At 59.5% G+C, this 17,817-nt stretch carries 16 protein-coding genes and 1 pseudogene; 5 read left to right on the top strand and 12 right to left on the bottom strand.

Annotated elements, in window-relative coordinates:
- The first annotated feature begins 81 nt into the window (after positions 1 to 81).
- The 3 genes and pseudogenes from ASG35_RS28565 (at position 82) to ASG35_RS28555 (ending at position 2,750) form a co-directional block, all read left to right on the top strand.
- Positions 82 to 951 (top strand): ABC transporter permease subunit, encoded by an 870-nt coding sequence (locus ASG35_RS28565; protein WP_056365711.1) that lies wholly within the window; start codon positions 82 to 84, stop codon positions 949 to 951.
- Positions 948 to 1,658: pseudogene (locus ASG35_RS28560) on the top strand (ABC transporter ATP-binding protein). The gene ASG35_RS28565 and the pseudogene ASG35_RS28560 overlap by 4 nt, the downstream one beginning before the upstream one ends.
- A gap of 105 nt (positions 1,659 to 1,763) precedes the next feature.
- Complete coding sequence (locus ASG35_RS28555; protein ID WP_056365708.1) at positions 1,764 to 2,750, top strand: NrtA/SsuA/CpmA family ABC transporter substrate-binding protein; 987 nt, start codon at positions 1,764 to 1,766, stop codon at positions 2,748 to 2,750.
- A gap of 140 nt (positions 2,751 to 2,890) precedes the next feature.
- On the opposite strand, the gene ASG35_RS28550 is transcribed toward ASG35_RS28555, so the two are convergent.
- From ASG35_RS28550 to ahpC, 8 genes are all read right to left on the bottom strand, one after another.
- Positions 2,891 to 4,009 (bottom strand): LLM class flavin-dependent oxidoreductase, encoded by a 1,119-nt coding sequence (locus ASG35_RS28550; protein ID WP_056365704.1) that lies wholly within the window; start codon positions 4,007 to 4,009, stop codon positions 2,891 to 2,893.
- 20 nt (positions 4,010 to 4,029) lie between these two features.
- Positions 4,030 to 5,232 (bottom strand): acyl-CoA dehydrogenase family protein, encoded by a 1,203-nt coding sequence (locus tag ASG35_RS28545; protein WP_056365701.1) that lies wholly within the window; start codon positions 5,230 to 5,232, stop codon positions 4,030 to 4,032.
- 13 nt (positions 5,233 to 5,245) lie between these two features.
- The gene (locus ASG35_RS28540; RefSeq protein ID WP_056365697.1) at positions 5,246 to 6,181 is read right to left on the bottom strand and encodes an ABC transporter substrate-binding protein; all 936 of its coding nucleotides are present in this window, start codon (positions 6,179 to 6,181) and stop codon (positions 5,246 to 5,248) included.
- Positions 6,182 to 6,311: 130 nt separating this feature from the next.
- On the bottom strand, positions 6,312 to 7,901 hold the full coding sequence (locus ASG35_RS28535; protein ID WP_056365692.1) for a rhodanese homology domain-containing protein: 1,590 nt from the start codon (positions 7,899 to 7,901) through the stop codon (positions 6,312 to 6,314).
- Between the two features lie 60 nt (positions 7,902 to 7,961).
- Positions 7,962 to 9,038 carry an LLM class flavin-dependent oxidoreductase gene (locus ASG35_RS28530; RefSeq protein ID WP_056366136.1) on the bottom strand — a complete coding sequence of 359 codons (1,077 nt, stop codon included), beginning with the start codon at positions 9,036 to 9,038 and terminating at the stop codon, positions 7,962 to 7,964.
- Between the two features lie 175 nt (positions 9,039 to 9,213).
- Complete coding sequence (locus ASG35_RS28525) at positions 9,214 to 9,681, bottom strand: hypothetical protein (RefSeq protein ID WP_056365689.1); 468 nt, start codon at positions 9,679 to 9,681, stop codon at positions 9,214 to 9,216.
- Between the two features lie 204 nt (positions 9,682 to 9,885).
- Positions 9,886 to 11,475 carry an alkyl hydroperoxide reductase subunit F gene (gene ahpF, locus ASG35_RS28520; protein WP_056365686.1) on the bottom strand — a complete coding sequence of 530 codons (1,590 nt, stop codon included), beginning with the start codon at positions 11,473 to 11,475 and terminating at the stop codon, positions 9,886 to 9,888.
- A gap of 129 nt (positions 11,476 to 11,604) precedes the next feature.
- Positions 11,605 to 12,168, bottom strand: a complete 564-nt coding sequence (gene ahpC / locus ASG35_RS28515; protein WP_056365683.1) for an alkyl hydroperoxide reductase subunit C — start codon at positions 12,166 to 12,168, stop codon at positions 11,605 to 11,607.
- A gap of 210 nt (positions 12,169 to 12,378) precedes the next feature.
- On the opposite strand from ahpC, the gene ASG35_RS28510 reads away from it, so the two are divergent.
- The gene (locus ASG35_RS28510) at positions 12,379 to 13,074 is read left to right on the top strand and encodes an NADPH-dependent F420 reductase (RefSeq protein ID WP_056365680.1); all 696 of its coding nucleotides are present in this window, start codon (positions 12,379 to 12,381) and stop codon (positions 13,072 to 13,074) included.
- 44 nt (positions 13,075 to 13,118) lie between these two features.
- Here the strand turns inward: ASG35_RS28510 and ASG35_RS28505 are convergent, their stop codons facing one another.
- Positions 13,119 to 14,762, bottom strand: a complete 1,644-nt coding sequence (locus tag ASG35_RS28505; RefSeq protein ID WP_056365678.1) for an ABC transporter substrate-binding protein — start codon at positions 14,760 to 14,762, stop codon at positions 13,119 to 13,121.
- 279 nt (positions 14,763 to 15,041) lie between these two features.
- On the opposite strand from ASG35_RS28505, the gene ribA reads away from it, so the two are divergent.
- Complete coding sequence (ribA, locus tag ASG35_RS28500; RefSeq protein ID WP_056365674.1) at positions 15,042 to 15,692, top strand: GTP cyclohydrolase II; 651 nt, start codon at positions 15,042 to 15,044, stop codon at positions 15,690 to 15,692.
- A gap of 28 nt (positions 15,693 to 15,720) precedes the next feature.
- On the opposite strand, the gene ASG35_RS28495 is transcribed toward ribA, so the two are convergent.
- The 3 genes from ASG35_RS28495 to ASG35_RS28485 form a co-directional block, all read right to left on the bottom strand.
- On the bottom strand, positions 15,721 to 16,443 hold the full coding sequence (locus ASG35_RS28495; protein WP_056365670.1) for a 2OG-Fe(II) oxygenase: 723 nt from the start codon (positions 16,441 to 16,443) through the stop codon (positions 15,721 to 15,723).
- A gap of 94 nt (positions 16,444 to 16,537) precedes the next feature.
- Entirely contained in the window at positions 16,538 to 17,170 is a 633-nt protein-coding gene (locus ASG35_RS28490) for a recombinase family protein (protein ID WP_056365667.1), read from the bottom strand.
- A 136-nt stretch (positions 17,171 to 17,306) separates the two neighbouring features.
- On the bottom strand, positions 17,307 to 17,792 hold the full coding sequence (locus ASG35_RS28485; protein WP_056365664.1) for a hemerythrin domain-containing protein: 486 nt from the start codon (positions 17,790 to 17,792) through the stop codon (positions 17,307 to 17,309).
- Between the last annotated feature and the right edge of the window lie 25 nt (positions 17,793 to 17,817).

The raw sequence follows: 17,817 nt of genomic DNA, 5'->3' as shown, positions 1-17,817 counted from the left end.
TTTGTTTAACATCGTGTGGATAGCAGCCTGTTGCTGCTTGCAGAAGCTCGCGCCCACCCGGACAAAAGGAGTCTCTCACCGATGGCAGATGTATTCGCCCGCGGGTCATCCGTTCTCCATCCCGCCAATGCCAGCACTCCCGCGGCGACCGCGCGCAAAGGCAATCACGCGGCCCCTTTGGCGCCGTGGCTTCGCTACATCTCGTGGGGCATGCCGCTTTTGCTGCTGATCGTCTGGGAACTGTTCGCGCGTCTCGGCGCGTTGTCGCCAAACGTTTTGCCCGCGCCATCGAAGGTCGCACTCACCGCATTCCAGCTCGTGAAGGAAGGGCGTCTTATCGGCGATATGGCCGTCAGCCTTTTACGCGCCGCGACGGGCTTTGTGATCGGCGGGTCGATCGGCTTCGCGCTGGGCACGGCCGTCGGCTTTTCAAAAATCGCCGAGGCGTTTCTCGATCGCAACGTGCAGATGCTGCGCGCCATTCCGTTTCTCGCGGTGTTGCCGCTCGTGATCGTCTGGTTCGGCGTGGGCGAGGCGGGCAAGATTTTCCTCGTGTCGCTGGGCGTGATGTTCCCCATCTATATCAACACGGTGCTGGGCATTCGTCAGGTCGATCCCAAGCTGATAGAACTCGGCTGCGTGCTCGGGTTATCGAACCGGACGCTGATCCGTCGCATCGTATTGCCGGGCGCATTGCCTTCGGTGCTCGCCGGCGTTCGTTATGCGCTTGCCACTGCATGGCTGGCGCTGGTGGTCGCCGAAACGATAGCAACGAGCACGGGAATCGGCTTTCTCGCGATGGACGCCCGCGAATTCCTGCGCACGGATGTGATCGTGCTGACCATCGTGATCTATGCGGTGATCGGTGTACTGGCCGATACGTTCGCGCGCTTTCTCGAACGCCGCTTGCTGTCATGGCACGTGAATTTTGCAAAGGCGCCGCGCTCATGAATTCATTTTCAAAGTTGCAGAACGCCGCTGTTGTCGTGCGTAATCTGCGGCGCGTGTACGGTAAGCGGGTTGTCATCGATACTTTGAATCTGAGGATCGAACGCGGCGAATTCGTTGCGCTGCTCGGCTAAAGCGGCTGCGGCAAGACCACGTTGTTGCGTGCGTTGTCGGGCCTCGATCCCGTGGATGGCGGTTCTATCGACGGACCGCGTCTGCCGGCCATCGTGTTCCAGGAACCGCGGCTTCTGCCGTGGGAAACGCTCGAGCAAAACGTTGCGCTCGGTCTTCCACCAGGTCCGCAAAGCCGCACGGCGGCGCAAGCAGCGCTGGAAGAAGTGGGCCTTGGCGAACGTCTCGAAGACTGGCCGCGCAACTTGTCCGGCGGCCAGGCGCAGCGCGTTGCGCTCGCGCGTGCGCTCGTGCAGGAACCTCAATTGTTGTTGCTCGATGAACCCTTTGCCGCGCTCGATGCACTTACGCGTATCAAGATGCAGCGGCTGGTGAAGCATCTGATCGAACGCCATCAGCCTGGCGTGCTGCTTGTCACGCATGACGTGGATGAAGCCATCGCGCTCGCCGATCGTGCGTTGATCATGCGCAATGGCGCGATTGCCGCTGAGTATCGCGTGACAGAGCAGACGAAGCCGGCTTTGCGCGACACGCTCCTCGCGCAACTCGGTGTGGACGCCGACACAGCCGCGCACTAGCCGCGCATTCGTCACGCATTCGTCACGCGTTTAATTCGTGTTACTTATCATCACGCCCGTCTGAACGCCGGGCGTTTTCCCGTTCACCCGTTCAAAGCAAACGCCATGTCAATTGCAAGCACGTCCCTGTGGTCTCGCCGCCGTTTTCTTCAAAGTACTGTTGCAGCATCTGCGTTAGCCACGGGACTTGCTGCGTGTGGCAGCCGCAAGACTGACACCGTTCGCCTCGGATGGGGACTCGGCGGCCTGCCGATGCTCGCAAAGATCCGCGGCGAACTCGAGAAAACACTGGCGAAGGACAACATCAAGGTGCAATGGATCGGCCCGTTTCCGAACCACGCGCCATCGCTCGCGGCTGTCACGGGCGGCAGCGCCGACTTCAGTTTCGGCGGCAGTACGACGCCGGCGCTCGCGGCCATGATCGCGGGATCGCCGCTCGTCTTCACGCAGTTTTGCGTGGTCGATCCGCGCAGCACGGCGATCATCGCGAAGGATGGATCGGGTATCGACAAGATCGAGGATCTGGTTGGCAAGACGGTCGCGGTGAACCGGTCGGGGCTCGGCGAGTTCCTGCTTGTTGCGGCGCTCGAAAAACATAAGGTGCCGCGCGATGCCGTGAAAATGGTGTACCTGAATCCGCCCGATGCGGCGCCGGCTTTCTCGCAAGGCAAGATCGATGCATGGTCGATGTGGAGCCCCGGCGTGGATATCGCGCGGGCGAATTACAAAGGCCACAACATCTTCCTGGAAGGGCGCGACCTTGATTTCCAGATCGATTTCAATTCGTACGTGACCACACGCAAGTTCGCCGAAGACAACGCGGATATTGTCAAAGCAGTAAATGCCGCGTATCAGCAGGAGGCGAAATGGGCATCGGAGAATTCGCAGGAAGCGGAGACTATCGCGCAGCAGCAAGGCCATTACAGCGATGAGGTCCGCAACACGCTTGCAAGCATGCAGCGCAAGTTCAACATGCACGGTGTTGCGGATCAAGCGTTCGTAGGGGAACTGCAGAAAGCAGCGGACTGGCTCGCGGCACGCAGCGTCCTGCCGCAGAAGATCAACGTGTCGGACTATCTGGCGAAGGTTTGATGACGCGGTACGTGGTATCGCATTGGGACTTTGAATTCCGCGTGGCGTGAAACCGTTCGATCATGTTCCGTGAGACGAAGCGCTCGACCTGACTGCAAACGAGCGCCCCATATCACTGCTCTTACGTTGCCAAAGTTCGTTCAGGCCTGAGCCGTTTCAAGTTCCTTCGCTTGGCTCTTGCTATCTTCCTTCGCCACAGCCGCGTGCACGAGCGGCAGCAGGTCGCGTCCATAAGCGAGCGCGTCCTCGAGCGGATCGAAACCTCGAATCAGGAACGTCGAGATGCCGAGACGGTAATACTCAATCAACGCTTCCGTGACCTGTTCCGGCGTCCCGACCAGCGAGGTCGAGTTGCCGGCGGCTTTCGTCAGCGCGGTGATTCCTGTCCACAACCGTTTATCGACGACAGTGCCTTTCGCCGCTTCCGCGAGCAGACGTTGCGAGCCCACATTTTTTGGGTCGCTCGGACGCCGCGTGAAGTTCGGGTTGCTCGTCACCACTTGCTTTGCTCGTTCCAGGATTGATTCGGCGCGCGCCCACGCAGCATCTTCCGTTGCAGCGATGATCGGGCGCAGCGAAAGGCTGAAGCGGATTGCATGTTCGCGTCCATAAGGCCGCGCCGCCGCACGCACGCGTTCGATAGTCTCCGCGACTTGCGCAAGCGACTCGCCCCAAAGCGCGAAGACATCGGCATGCTTGCCCGCAACCTGGATCGCGGCATCCGAAGATCCGCCGAAATACACCGGCAAATGCGGCTTCTGCACCGGACGGATCAACGAGCGATGTCCACGTACCTTGTAGAACTCGCCGTCGTGATCGAACGGTTTTTCGCTCGTCCACGATTGCTTGACGACATCGAGGTATTCATCGGTACGTTTGTACCTGTCGTCGTGTTCGAGAAAATCGCCGTCGCGTTGTTGTTCCGTGTTGTCGCCGCCGGAAATGATGTGCACCGCCGTGCGTCCCGCGCTGAAATGATCCAGCGTCGCAAGCTGCCGGGCGGCAAGTGTCGGTGCGACAAAACCCGGCCGATGGGCAAGCAGAATTCCAAGGCGCTTGGTCTGCTGCGCGACGAACGATGCAATCTGGAAGCCATCCGGCGACGCGCTGGAATGCGCGATCAGCACGCGATCAAAACCGCCGTATTCATGCGCTTGAGCCACGGCCGCGATATACGGCGGATTAACGGCGGGACCTTGCGGCAAGTGGATTTCGCTCGATTCCTGATGGCTGACATAGCCGATGAATTCAACGCTCATGGTGTGTTCCCTTGAAGAGATTATTGACGCGTGGCGAATGCGGCTCGGCCGAGGGCGCCCAGCAGTGCATCGTTTTGTGGCGTGTGAATGCGCGAGCACAGTACATCGCGATGATGTCGTTCGAGCGCGTTATGACGGCTCAATCCCGGATTGCCGCTCGCTTCCACGGCAATCTCGACCGCGTTGATGGCGTTCTGCGTGACAAGAAATTTGATCGCGGGCGCCTCATCCAGCGGCACGCGGCCGTGGGCGCCGGCATCGAGCAACACGCGGTTGTTGAGCAGCAATGCATCTATACGACCGAGGGTCTGCTGGAAGCTTCCCAGACTCGACAACGGCGCGCCGAGGTTTGCAGGTTTCCGGTTCGCGGCCCAATGCGCGAACCAGTCGCGCGCGGAACGAGCAACGGCGTCATAGATGGATGACAGCAATACGTTCATCCATAGCGTGGTGAGCGGGTCCATGCTCGCGACGTTGGCTTCGGGAAGATTCAGATCGACCGCATGAGCTGCCGGAATCCGCACGTTCTCGAAGATCACTTCGTGGCTGCCCGTTGCCCGCATGCCGAGATGATTCCAGGGTTCGCCGAAGCGGATGCCCGGCGTATCGCGGTGAACGAGGAACGTGCCCACGCGCGGCGAGATTTCGTCCGTTCGGCCCCAGACAGCAAACCACGTCAGGCCGGGACTGCCCGTCGAATAAATCTTGCTGCCGTTGAGAATCCACGCATCGCCGGAATCGGTCAGGCGTCCGATCGTGCCGGGCAAACCACCGCGCGATGGCGATCCGAGTTCCGGTTCCACGCGCAACGAGTTGATGAGTGCGCCGTTTTCCACCGCGTCGCGCGCGACCCGTTCCTTCAACGCCTGCGGCCAGTTTGGATTGGCCTGCAGTCGCAAGTGGTAAAGCGATTGCATGACGAGGATCAGCGCTGTCGATGGTTCACCGCGCGCAACCGCCTGAACGACTTTGCGCACCTGCGGCAGGGTGGCCTCGCGGCCGCCGAGCGCGCGCGGCACGGTCAACGCAAGCAGCCCGGCGCTATGAAGGCGCGCCAGATTGTCATGCGGAAAGATCGCGTCGTGATCGAGCGCGCCGGCCGTCGCCGCGAACGCTTGCGTGAGCGCGGCGAGCCATTTATCGGCGGCTGCGCTGTCGAGATCCGCAAGCGCGTCGAGCGCAGTCGGATCTTGAAGGTCGGTGTCGGGGTGCCGTACGGTCATCGGAGAGAATCCGTTAGTGCGCAGTGAATTGAGGATCGAAGCTCGGCGTGACATCGAGCGTCGTCTTGATCACGCCCGCGCGAACGTACAGGTCGGCGGTGCGCTGTTGTTCGGCGATCACCGTTTTATCGATGGCGATTGGCTTCAACTGCGCGCGTTGATACACGACCTTCAGGACATCGACTGGCAAGTGCGTCACGCGTGACTGGATTGCGGCGACCTCATCCGGATGTGACAGCGCCCAGCGCTGACCTTCAGCTACACGATGAACGAAGTCATCGATTTGCGCGCGCTTGGAAACAAGCGAGGCGTCGGTGGCAGCCTGGAAACTCAGGCCGGAGGACAAACCCACGCCGTTCGCGACGCTGCGATTCTTGTCGCGCAATTCGCCGAGCGCCACGTAAGGGTCCCACGTGGACCATGCATCGACATTGCCTGATTCGAGCGCCGACTTGGCGTCGGCCGGTTGCATGTATTGGAACGTGACTTCGGAGAGCTTGATGCCGGCGCGCTCGAGCGTGGCGACAGCAAGATAATGGCCGATGGAACCGCGCGTGGTCGCAATGCGTTTGCCCTTCAGGTCGGCCGCGCTTTTGATCGATGAACCTTCTGGCACGAGGATCGCCAGGTCGACGGGAGTCGATCGCGTAGCGGCCACGGCACGAACGCGCGCGCCCGCTGCATAGGCGAAGATCAACGGGGCATCGCCGAGACCGCCCACATCGATTGCGCCTGCATTCAATGCTTCGCCCAGCGGCTGCGCGGCGGGAAAGTTGAACCATTCGATTTTGTACGGGACGTCTTTAAGCTGGCCCGATGCTTCCAGGATGCCGCGTGTCTGCAACTGCTGGTCGCCGACTTTCAAAACCGTTTCAGCGTTCGATGCAAGCGGGCAGAGCGCTGTGAATGCAGTCAGCGCAGCGATCGACAGGAGACTGCGTCGTTTCATGAATCATCCATGCAAGAGAAAAGATTCACGATACGGACCGGCGCGACATTAGACAAACGCATTGTTCTGCTTTGCTAATCATCGAAGTTGGAATGAGACGCACGTGGCTCGCGCGCGTCATTGCCTTGCATCAGATTACGAAAAATCCGTGCGTACCATCGCGTTCCAGTTGCGCGACAAGCCCGTATTCCCATTCGAGGTAAGCGTTCATGGCTTCACGTGGGGCGTCGGTGCCTTCATAGGGACGCCGGTATCGGTCGATACGCGGTGACGCCAAATGCGTCTCGCCTTTTTCGAGCGGCAGGCCGGCCGCGATCCACGACGCCGTGCCGCCTTCGAGCAGCAACACCGGCTTGCCTGTCAGCGCGGCGACGTCGGGCCCGGCGAACGCCGCAAGCGCGCTCGATCCGCACGTGACCACGTATTGCTTTGCGTCGGGCAATGCAGGCAGATCCTCGGGCAATCGCGAACGCACGGCCCACCACGCACCCGGAATATGTCCCTTCACATGATTCGCGCTCGCGGTGAAATCGAGCACGATCGTCTTGCTCGATGGATTATCGAGCACGGCGGCAAGCTCGCTCGCGGTGATCGCGGGCAGCGGCGACGGTTGCGCTTTTGCGCCGCGCCACGGACCGTGTTCGGCCAGCGCGGCATTGGCTGGATCGTCGATTACGTAGACGTCGTTGTTCATCTGCGCGAGCCACGACGCCGTCATGTTGGCGCGTACGCCGTCGTCATCGAAGAGCACGATACGCGCGCCGCGAACCGGCGCGAACATCTCCGTTTCCTGCACAAGCTGACCCCCGGGCGCGCCCTGAAATCCCGCAGCATGCGCGTGTTCGTATTCGGCCGGCGTGCGGACATCGAAGCGATATGTCGTGCGTGCCGAGTCTTCGGCCCAGCGTTGTGTGTCGGCAAACGTCGTGCGCTTCACGCCTGCACGATCCGCCACTGAACGGGCGGATGCACGCGTGGTCTCGTCGGCGCGGCCATCATCATGTGCGAACTGTTTTGCGCTGCCGTGAGCGAGCGTTTGCCCTGCAAGCAGCCAGCCGATCGTGCCATTGCGCAAAGCCGATACCGGATTCGGAAGCCCCGCATTCACGAGCGACTGCGTGCCGATAATGCTGCGCGTGCGTCCCGCGCAATTCACGATCACGCGCGTCTTCGGATCGGGCGCAAGCGCGCGGGCGCGCAACACGAGTTCGGCGCCCGGCACGCTGATGCTGCCGGGAATGTTCATCGTCTGGTACTCGTCGTAGCGGCGTGCGTCGAGCACGACCACGTCCTCGCCGCTTTTGAGCAACGCATCGACCTCTTCCGCCGATAACGCCGGTGTATGCCGTTTCGCTTCCACGAACTCGCCAAACGATTTGCTCGGGACGTTGACGTCGCGGAACACTTCGCCGCCCGCGTGTTCCCAGCCTTTCAAACCGCCATCGAAAATGGCGACATCGGTATAACCCAGCGCTTCAAAGCGTTTTGCGGCACGCGGCGCGAGGCCTTCGCCGTCATCGAGAAGAACGATCGGCACGCTCTTGCGCGGCAACTTCGTCAATGCATCGAGTTCGATCTTCGACAAAGGCAAATTTGCAGCGAATAGCGGATGACGCTGCGCATGCGGATCTTCTTCGCGTACGTCGATGAAGGCGATTTCGCGCCTGGAGAGAAGGGCATCGCGTACGTCGTTGAAGTTGCGCAGAGGGGCGGCGCTCATGAATGAAGTGTTCCTTCCAGAAGTTCGAGAGACAGATGTGCGGCAAGACGCGGCGATGCCTCAAGCGGCGTGCGCAACGTGCGATGTCAGCTCGCGCGTAAGCGGGATCAATTCGCGCCCATAGTCGAGCGCGTCCTCGAGCGGATCGAAGCCGCGAATGAGGAACGTTGTGACGCCGAGCGCGTGATATTCGGCCAGCGTTTCGGCAACTTGCGAAGGTGTGCCCACCAGCGCCGTTGAATTCGAACGGCCGCCAATCTCCTTGGCCACGCCGGTCCAGAGGCGATCATCGGCGCGCACGCCATCACCGGCAGCCGCAAGCAGGCGTCGCGCGCCTTCGCTTTGTTGCGGCGTCGCTTCGCCTAAACCCTGTTCGGCGCGCAGACGCCGTGTCTCGGCAAGGATATGTTCCGCGCGTTCCCACGCGGCCTTTTCGGTGGCCGCGAGGATCGGCCGGAACGATACCGAGAAGCGCACGTCACGCACATGTTTTGCGGCTTCGGCGCGAACGCGTGTCACTTGTTCGTGAACCTGGTCCTTCGACTCGCCCCAAAGCGCATACACGTCCGCGTGCTTGCCGGCGACTTCGAGCGCGGGCGCCGATGCACCGCCGAAGTAGATCGGCACGTAGGGCGCCTGCTTCGGCTTGACTTCTGAGAACGCCTGTTCGAACCGGTAATAGCGGCCTTCGTGATCGAAGGGTTTCGATTCGGTCCACACGCGCCGCAGGATCTGCAGATATTCGTCGGTGCGGGCGTAGCGTTCGTCGTGCGAAAGAAAATCGCCGTCGCGGCGTTGTTCCGTATCGCTGCCGCCCGAGATGAAGTGCACCGCGAGGCGTCCGCCGCTGAGTTGATCGAGTGTTGCAAGCTGGCGCGCGGCGAGCGTCGGCGCTACAAAACCGGGCCTGTGCGCGAGCATGAAATGAATGCGTTCCGTGACGCCGGCCGCGTACGCGACGGTCAGCATGGCGTCAGGACTCGTCGATTGATAGGGCACGAGAATGCGGTCGAAGCCGGCTTTCTCGTGCGCCTGCGCGAACTCGCGCGTGTAGTCGATATCGATAGCCGGACCACGCGCCAGATGTGTTTCGGATACCTTTTGCTGCTGGATCATGCCGATGAATTCGACGCTCACGAACGCTGCTCCTCGTTGAACTGCACGGTGAGGCAGTGCGCGAAGAAACGCTTCATGACGCCTGCCGATTGCCTTGAAGGCTAACATCGGCATATGCAAATCTTAAATATCAATCCGAGCTAAACATATCGGAATGACGGGGTTTAGCGAACGCTTTCAATACCCCGACGCCATGTCAAGCACCTTTCCCCGACTGCGACCTGGTGCTCGCCGGCGACCGTGCTTTCCATCGAATGGTTGTCTCACTGCCAACCACTTCGTCCATGGCCGATGCAATCAGTTCGACCCGTTCCTCGCGCGTAAAGCTGGAATACGCGAGGCCATCCACCACGCCATGTTTCTTGAGCAAATGGATCGCGGCCGACCGGTTCGCCTTCTCAAGTTCCAGATCTTCTTGTGCTTGCATCAGCGCCGCAGTCAGACTCGCGACCGCCGCTTTTTCCTGCGCGACATCGAATTGCATCAGGTCCATCTTGACCTGAAGCTCGGGCGCGCTTGCCGATACCCGCGTTTTCAATTGCGCCAGTTCGCGCCGCAATGCGCTTTCGCGTTCGAGTGTGCGCTCGAGTCTTTGCGTCACCGCGGGATTGGAGCGTCCGCTGCCGCGAAAGAGAGTAGAAAAGGTGCTATCCAGGATTCCCATGACTGTCGACCTCGGGCAGATGTTTGTCAGCTTCCGATATCAACGGCAAGCAAAAAAGAAACTTTAGCTTTTCATCAGATGATTACGAGAGAAAAACAAAACGCCCGATAATCGATTGCATCGCGATTATCGGGCGTTCCGTAGAGCATTTTGACTAGCGGATTAAAATCCCGCCGGCAACAGAATTAAAATCGCAAACCAGACTCAGGCAACTACTTCTTCAGCTGCAACTTCCACGTCTTCCGATACCGAATTGCGGATCAGGTAATCGAACGCGCTCAACGAAGCCTTCGCGCCTTCGCCGACCGCAATCACGATCTGCTTGTACGGAACGGTCGTGACGTCGCCAGCGGCAAACACGCCCGGCACTGACGTTGCGCCCTTGGCATCGACCACGATTTCGCCGTGACGCGACAACTCGATCGTGCCCTTGAGCCATTCGGTATTCGGCACGAGACCGATCTGCACGAACACGCCTTCCAGCTCGATGTGCTTCGCTTCACCCGAACGCAGGTCCTTGTACGAGAGACCGTCGACTTTCTTGCCGTCGCCGGTGACTTCCGTGGTCTGCGCTTGCGTGATGATCGTCACGTTCTTCATGCTGCGCAGCTTGCGCTGCAAAACAGCATCGGCACGCAACTCGGCGCCAAATTCAATCAAGGTAACCGCGCTGACGATACCCGCCAGATCGATCGCCGCTTCCACGCCCGAATTGCCGCCGCCGATCACCGCAACGCGCTTGCCCTTGAAGAGCGGACCATCGCAATGCGGGCAGTACGCCACGCCATGATTGCGATATTCCTTCTCACCCGGCACGTTGATTTCGCGCCACCGTGCGCCGGTCGCCAGCACGATCGTCTTCGCTTTCAGCACCGCGCCGTTGGCGAGCCGCACTTCGTGGATCTTGCCCGGCACGAGCGCTTCGGCACGTTGCACGTCCATGATGTCGACTTCGTAGCTCTTGACGTGCTGTTCCAGCGCCGTCGCGAATTGCGGGCCTTCCGTCTCTTTCACGGAAACGAAGTTTTCGATGGCAAGCGTATCCAGCACCTGGCCGCCGAAGCGTTCTGCCGCCACGCCCGTCGAAATGCCCTTGCGTGCCGCGTAGATTGCCGCAGCCGCGCCGGCAGGTCCGCCGCCGACGATCAGCACGTCGAACGTGCCTTTGCCTTCAATTTCCTTCGCGGCCCGCGCGCCAGCGTTGCTGTCGAGCTTGGCCAGGATTTCCTTCACGCCGGTACGCCCTTGGCCGAACACTTCGCCGTTCATGTAGACGGTCGGCACGGCCATGATCTGGCGCTTCTCGACTTCGTCCTGGAACAACGCGCCGTCGATGGTGACCTGGCGGATGCGCGGGTTGATGAGCGCCATCACGTTCAGCGCCTGCACGACTTCCGGGCAGTTCTGGCACGACAGCGAGATATACGTTTCAAACTGGTAGTCGCCGTCGAGCGAGCGGATCTGTTCGATCACGGCGTCGTCGAGCTTGACTGGGTGGCCGCCGGTTTGCAGCAGCGCCAGCACGAGCGACGTGAATTCATGGCCCATCGGAATGCCTGCGAAGCGGATGCCCGTAGGCTTGCCCGGTTCGCCGATGGAAAACGACGGCTTGCGCTGGTCGTCGTCGCGCTTTTCGATCACCGCGATGCGGTCCGACAGCGTGGCGATTTCCTGCAGCAAGTCTTTCAACTCGACCGATTTCGGCGAGTCATCGAGGGAAGCGACGATCTCGATCGGCCGGCTGACCTTTTCCAGATACGCTTTCAACTGAGTCTTGAGGTTGGCTTCCAGCATGGCGGTTTCGAGTCCGTTTAATGATGATTTTGTTCGGGAGGCGTGCTGACAGACAGCCGGGCCGCGAACGGCCCGGACGGTACAGCGCTTTACAACTATTTTTAAGCTTTTTTCAAGCTACGAAGCAGCTTAGATCTTGCCGATCAGGTCGAGCGACGGCGTCAGCGTTTCAGCGCCCGGCGTCCACTTGGCGGGGCAGACTTCACCCGGATGTGCCGCGATGTATTGCGCTGCCTGAACCTTGCGCAGCAATTCGCCGGCGTCACGGCCAATGCCGTTGTCGTGGACTTCGCACAGCTTGACTTCGCCTTCCGGGTTGATCACGAACGTGCCGCGCAGCGCCATGCCTTCTTCTTCAATCAGCACGTCGAAGTTGCGCGAGATTGCCAGCGTCGGATCGGCGATCATCGGATATTCGATCTTGCCGATCGTGTCCGACGTGTCGTGCCATGCCTTGTGCGTGAAGTGCGTGTCGGTCGATACGCTGTAGATTTCAACGCCCAGCTTCTTGAATTCTGCGTAACGGTCGGCCAGATCGCCGAGTTCCGTCGGGCAAACGAAGGTGAAGTCAGCCGGGTAGAACACCAGAACGGACCACTTGCCCTTTAGGCTTTCTTCGGTAACCGGCACGAAATCGCCATTGTGGAAAGCGGTTGCTTTGAACGGTTTGACCTGGCTGTTGATGATCGGCATTGCGTGAGTCCTTGTGTTGAAGTGTTGAAGCGGTTAAGGAATGAGATGAAGTATGCGGGTTTGCCCTTGATTAGGAAAATCGAATGATTCAATGAGGCCGATGCGAATTACCTATGGGCCAGTCCGCGGCGGGCATTCTAGCGCGTCCGGCAATCTCAGGCATAGCCGTTGCGCCCTTGTGCGACGGGCATCTAAACGAAAGGAGGGTGTATGAAGATCGGCATTATTGGGGCAGGAAACATTGGTCAGGTGCTGGCGCTGCGATGGGCCGAGCACGGTCATGAGGTGCTGATCGGCAATTCGCGCGGGCCGGATACGCTCGCCAATGTCGCCGCTGAAACGGGCGCGAAGGCCGCGGAACTGGCCGATGTCGTCCGTGGCGCCGATGTGATCGTGGTGACGATTCCAGAAAAGAAGGTGTTGAATCTGCCGGCGGATTTGTTCGCGGACGTGCCGGAAACCACGGTGATTATCGATACCGGCAATTATTATCCGCGTGAGCGCGATGGGCGGATCCATGGAATCGAGTCAGGCATGCTGGAAAGCGAGTGGGTCGCGCAGCAGATCGGGCGTCCGGTCATCAAGGCGTTCAACAATATCTACGCCGAACACTTGCGCAATCACGGCAAGCCCGAAGGCACGCAGGGACGCATTGCGCTGCCGGTTTCGGGCGATGCCGCCGACGCCAAGGCGGTCGTGCTGCAACTGGTGAATGAAACAGGTTTCGATGCCTTCGATAACGGCGGTATCGACAATTCCTGGCGTCAGCAGCCGGGAACGCCGGTCTACACCAAGGATTTCGATCTGGAAGGGTTGAAGGCGGGATTGGCGAAGGCCGACAAGACGCGCACGCCGCAATGGAGCGCGACGGACAAGAGCCCGGGAAGTTTCGAGCAACCGGCTTAACGGTAAGGCGGCGGACTTCGTGTCCGCCGCCGCGCTCGGACCTTTTAATCCAGCGAAACCCCATCGAACCGATGCCCGCCCAACGGGCTCAGTTCGTAACCTTTCACGTTTTTCGTCATCAGCTGGAACGCGTTGGCGTGAGCAAGCGGTGTGTAAGGAACCTGATCCTTGAACACGACTTGCGCCTCTTCATAAAGCTTCGTGCGAGCGTTCTGGTCGGTAACGAGGCGCGCTTTTCCAAGAAGATCGTCGAACTGCTTGTTGCACCACTTCGCCATGTTGCTGCCGTGAACGGCGTCGCAACCGAGCGTGGTGCCGAGCCAGTTGTCCGGGTCGCCGTTGTCGCCCATCCATCCGTAGAGAATGGCATCGTGCTCGCCGGCCTGTTTCGCTCGCTTGTTGTACTCGGCCCATTCGTACGAGACGATATTCGCTTTCACGCCAATCTTCGCCCAGTCCGACTGGATCAATTGCGCCATCAGCCGCGCGTTCGGGTTGTAACCGCGCTGCACGGGCATGGCCCAGAGCGAGATGGCAAAGCCATTCGGAAAACCTGCTTGCTTCAACAAGTCGCGCGCTTTTGCCGGATCATACGGCGCGTCTTTCAACGCCTTGTTGTAGGACCATTGCGAGGGCGGCATCGGGTTCGATGCGACGGTCGCCGCACCTTCATACACGCTCTTCAGGATTGCCTGTTTGTCGATGGACATATCCAGCGCGCGCCGGACCAGCACGTTGTCGAGCGGCTTGTGCGTCGTGTTGTAGCCGACATAAGCCACGTTGAACCCGACGCTCGATAGCACCGCCAGCTTCGGATTGTTGCGCGCGCTCTGGATATCGGCCGGCCGGGCGTACGACGTCATCTGGCATTCGCCACTCGTGAGTTTCTGCATGCGCACGGCGGCATCGGGCGTAATCGAAAAAACCAGCTTCGAAATATGCACGTCCTTCTTGTTCCAGAAATCCGGATGTGCGTCGTAACGGATCGTTGCGTCCTTCTGATAATCGCGGAACACGAACGGGCCGGTGCCAACGGGCTTCTGATTCAGTTCCTCGGTTTTGCCCGCCTTGAGCAGCTGGTCGGCATATTGCGCCGAAAGAATGGACGCAAATTCCATCGCGATATTGCGCACGAAAACCACGTCGGACGTGTGCAACGTGAAGCGCACGGTGTAGTCATCGAGTTTTTCAACCGATGCAATATTCTTGTCGTAACCAAGGTCGCTCAAGTAAGGGAAGCTGACCGGGTGCGCCTTCTGGAACGGATTTTCCGGGTCGATCATGCGCTTGAACGTAAAGACGACGTCGTCCGCGTTGAAGTCGCGCGTGGGTTTGAACCAGTCTGTGGTCTGGAACTTGACGCCGTGCCGGAGATGGAACGTGAAAGTCTTGGCGTCGGCGGATTCGTCCCATTTTTCGGCGAGACCGGGAACGAGATCTAGCGAACCGCGCTTGAATTCGACCAGCGTGTCATAGACAGCGTGCGCGCCGGCATCGAAGTCCGTGCTGGTCGTGTATTGCGCCGAATCGAAGCCCGCCGGACTGCCTTCCGAGCAAAACACCAGCGTTTTGCCCGCCGCGTGCGCCGAACTGCAAATAGTGCTGGACGCTGCAAGCGCGATCAACGCGGCGCCCGCAGCGCGGACCATGTGGGGAAGGGCGAGGGACGAGCGGCTTTTATTGGGCATGGAGTGGGGTCGGTGAGTTATCCAGGTAGCCGTGACTTTACCAATGAGGGAATTTTTATCGAAGCGAGACGTTCTTCTTTCGATATGCGGGATTCGCCCCGCAAGCGTGAAATTTCATGCGCGAAGCCGCGGTTGCACCGCGCAGGCTGCAAATATTTCCCCGGCGTTTTAACATGTCGGACCGGGCGACACCGCATCTTGATAAAGTTACCGGTTCAGCGGGCAGGCTAAAAGCCTTCCCGCACGCGGTCCGCGCCCATAAATGCTGTACAAGAGAACATGAAAAACGTTTCCGATTCAACGGCATCGACTGCCGAAGCTGTCAACGACGAATGCGTCGAACTCGTGGCGAAAGCCACGATTCCCACGCGTTACGGCGTGTTCGAGTCCCATGTGTATCGCGTGAAAAGCACCGGCGCGGAACATCTGACGCTGATCATGGGCGACGTCGCCAACGGCGAATCCGTACTTTGCCGCCTGCATTCCGAATGCGTTACCGGCGATGTGTTTGGCTCCTACCGCTGCGATTGCGGCGAACAGCTCGATCTGGCAATGCGATATATAGCGGCGGAAAACCGCGGGATCCTGTTGTATTTGCGCGGTCATGAAGGCCGTGGCATCGGGCTCGCAAACAAGATCCGCGCGTATGCGCTGCAAGAGCAGGGTTACGACACCGTCGATGCCAACCTGCATCTCGGTCTTCCCGACGATGCACGCGAATACGATTCGGCCGCAGCGATCTTGCGTGCGCTGGATGTGCGTTCGGTGCGCTTGATGAGCAACAACCCGTCGAAATTCGATACGCTTCTCAAGCACGACATTCCGGTGTGCGAGCGTGTTGCACTGGCTATTCCGATGCGCGAGGAAAATGAGCGGTATATCAAGACGAAGCAGGTGAAGTTCGGGCATTACTTCGATGAGAACGAGTAGGCGTTAAACAATTTACCCTGCGCTTTGATCACGTTGCATCGTGAAAAATAACGCCTACCGTATGCCGATGCCCCGAGCGCAGCCGACTCACTCCATGCCGCAAATTGACCCTGTACACCCCACGCGTTCCGTTCACTGGCCGGTGGTGCACGGCGAAGACCACGGCATCGCCTTGAGCAAGCGGCACGACTTCGGCCCGCGATTGCATGCGCGGCCGCTGCTCCGTCATCACGAATTCGCCGCCTGTAAAGTCACGCCCCGGCACGGACAGCAGGATTGCCAGCTGTAGCGGAAACACGTGCTCACCGTACAGGTCCTGATGCAGGCAGTTGTAGTCGCCTTCATCGTATTGGAGGATCAGCGGCGTTGGCCGGGTTTGCCCTGCGGCGTGGCATTTCCGAATAAAGTCCGCATGATTCGCCGGATACCGTGTCTCGATACCCATCGATGCATTCCATCGGTTTGCAACTGGCGCAAGATGGGAATAAGCCGTCTGCCGTAACTCGCTGATTATTGCGGGCAACGGATAAGCGTAATACCTGTATTCGCCACGTCCGAATCCGTGCCGAGCCATCACAACACGACTTCTATATAAATCGTCCTGAGCGTATAGCGCGACGAGCATGTCACATTCGGCGGCAGTCAGGAGGCGCTCGACGGTCGCACAGCCATAGCGATTCAGATCGTCTTCTATTCTGTGCCAGTCGATTGCGTTGATGCGTGCGGTTATAACCGTAGTGTCGAGGTCCATCGGCGAAATTTCCTTTCAGAATCAATCCGCCGATTTTCCGCGATCTCAAGCTTCCAGACGTGCGGGATATTGCTCTCTCATTCATCGCGCCCTGTTAGCTGTCCAGATGCGTCGCGATCGTCGCGGCGGTCATGCCATCCTGCACCGCCGCGTGTCTCGCCGAATCGCGCAAACGGATGATGGTCTGCCGCGACGTGCTGAGAATCCGGGCAACGGCGGTTACCGTGCTGCCCGAAGCCAATGCGCTAAGTGCCTGCTGCCTTTGTGAAGCCGATAACGAAGCCGGCCGTCCTTGCGGCGCTCCGACTTGTTTGGCGATGGCAGCGGCGTCGAGTGCGCGGGCGCGCTTGGCGTCGCGTTCGAGTTCCGCGGCGAGCTGGAGGATTCGCACTGGCGAGTTGTCGCCGATAACGCAAAGATCATTTTTGCCTGCATCGAGACAAACGGCGTGCGCCCGTTTGACAGCAAGCGTGGCGAGCGTGGAAACGACGTCGCTGATGCCACTGCCAAGATATCCCAGGCGCGACACAACGAGCGTGTCGCCCGACTTGATACGGCGAATGGCCTGCTGCAGCGCCGGACGTGCCGTCGCTGCAACCGCGTTGCTGCAATGGTCGACCAGCACAGAACCCATGTCGACGAGAAACCCCGCGGCATCAATCTCGAACAAATCGCTTTCGCGAACGTGTTCGTGGCCGCCCGTGTTGATGTAGACAAAAAGGGTCACAAGTCGCCTCCAGAAACAGCCGCACGCGCGGTGCAGGACGTATGCATCGGGTCGGCGCGCGACCCGCAGTTTTTGCGCATGTTAGCAAAACTGCGGGAATATAAAAAGCGGCTGCTCTGTTTAAACTTCTACCGCCCTACTGAGCGGTGGCAACTTCCGTGATCTTATTCTGAAGTGCGTCGCGGCGCTTCGCAATGCGTTCGCCCATCGCCTCCAGATCGAGCTTTTGCTTGCGAAGTTCCGGAAACAATTCCGATTCCTCTTCTTCAACGTGATGGTTCACGCACTCGGTCAACACCTTGAACGTTGCATCGAAGCCTTCGTCGCCGGCTTTCATCGTCGTGAATTTCTCGATCAGCGTCTTGACGAGAAAATGCTCTACGTATGCTTCGTTGACGTCGTCTTTATCGTCTTCGCCTAGCGCGTCTTTCGCGGCCGGATACAGGATTTCTTCTTCTACTATGGCGTGCATGGTCAGCAGCTCGCACGCACGTTGAACCAGCGTGGCCTTGCGTTCGAGGTCGTGTTCTTCGGCGCGTTCGAATGCTTCAAACAGCTTTTCCACTGCCCGATGCTCTTCTTCGAGCATTGATAACGCGTCTTGCTTTTGAGTGTTGGCCATGACGGCTCCTTGTGTGGGGGTGACA

This window comes from Burkholderia sp. Leaf177, from assembly GCF_001424345.1.
Taxonomy (GTDB): Bacteria; Pseudomonadota; Gammaproteobacteria; order Burkholderiales; family Burkholderiaceae; genus Caballeronia.
Note: the sequence above shows the minus strand (reverse complement) of the source record. Positions and strands in the feature narration are given on the sequence as shown.

Excerpts from the sequence above, each read along its gene's own strand:
- ASG35_RS28565 (WP_056365711.1), top strand. The coding sequence starts at position 82 with ATGGCAGATGTATTCGCCCGCGGGTCATCCGTTCTCCATCCCGCCAAT.
- ASG35_RS28555 (WP_056365708.1), top strand. The coding sequence starts at position 1,764 with ATGTCAATTGCAAGCACGTCCCTGTGGTCTCGCCGCCGTTTTCTTCAA.
- ASG35_RS28550 (WP_056365704.1), bottom strand. The coding sequence starts at position 4,009 with ATGAGCGTTGAATTCATCGGCTATGTCAGCCATCAGGAATCGAGCGAA.
- ASG35_RS28545 (WP_056365701.1), bottom strand. The coding sequence starts at position 5,232 with ATGACCGTACGGCACCCCGACACCGACCTTCAAGATCCGACTGCGCTC.
- ASG35_RS28540 (WP_056365697.1), bottom strand. The coding sequence starts at position 6,181 with ATGAAACGACGCAGTCTCCTGTCGATCGCTGCGCTGACTGCATTCACA.
- ASG35_RS28535 (WP_056365692.1), bottom strand. The coding sequence starts at position 7,901 with ATGAGCGCCGCCCCTCTGCGCAACTTCAACGACGTACGCGATGCCCTT.
- ASG35_RS28525 (WP_056365689.1), bottom strand. The coding sequence starts at position 9,681 with ATGGGAATCCTGGATAGCACCTTTTCTACTCTCTTTCGCGGCAGCGGA.
- ahpF (WP_056365686.1), bottom strand. The coding sequence starts at position 11,475 with ATGCTGGAAGCCAACCTCAAGACTCAGTTGAAAGCGTATCTGGAAAAG.
- ahpC (WP_056365683.1), bottom strand. The coding sequence starts at position 12,168 with ATGCCGATCATCAACAGCCAGGTCAAACCGTTCAAAGCAACCGCTTTC.
- ASG35_RS28510 (WP_056365680.1), top strand. The coding sequence starts at position 12,379 with ATGAAGATCGGCATTATTGGGGCAGGAAACATTGGTCAGGTGCTGGCG.
- ASG35_RS28505 (WP_056365678.1), bottom strand. The coding sequence starts at position 14,762 with ATGCCCAATAAAAGCCGCTCGTCCCTCGCCCTTCCCCACATGGTCCGC.
- ribA (WP_056365674.1), top strand. The coding sequence starts at position 15,042 with ATGAAAAACGTTTCCGATTCAACGGCATCGACTGCCGAAGCTGTCAAC.
- ASG35_RS28495 (WP_056365670.1), bottom strand. The coding sequence starts at position 16,443 with ATGGACCTCGACACTACGGTTATAACCGCACGCATCAACGCAATCGAC.
- ASG35_RS28485 (WP_056365664.1), bottom strand. The coding sequence starts at position 17,792 with ATGGCCAACACTCAAAAGCAAGACGCGTTATCAATGCTCGAAGAAGAG.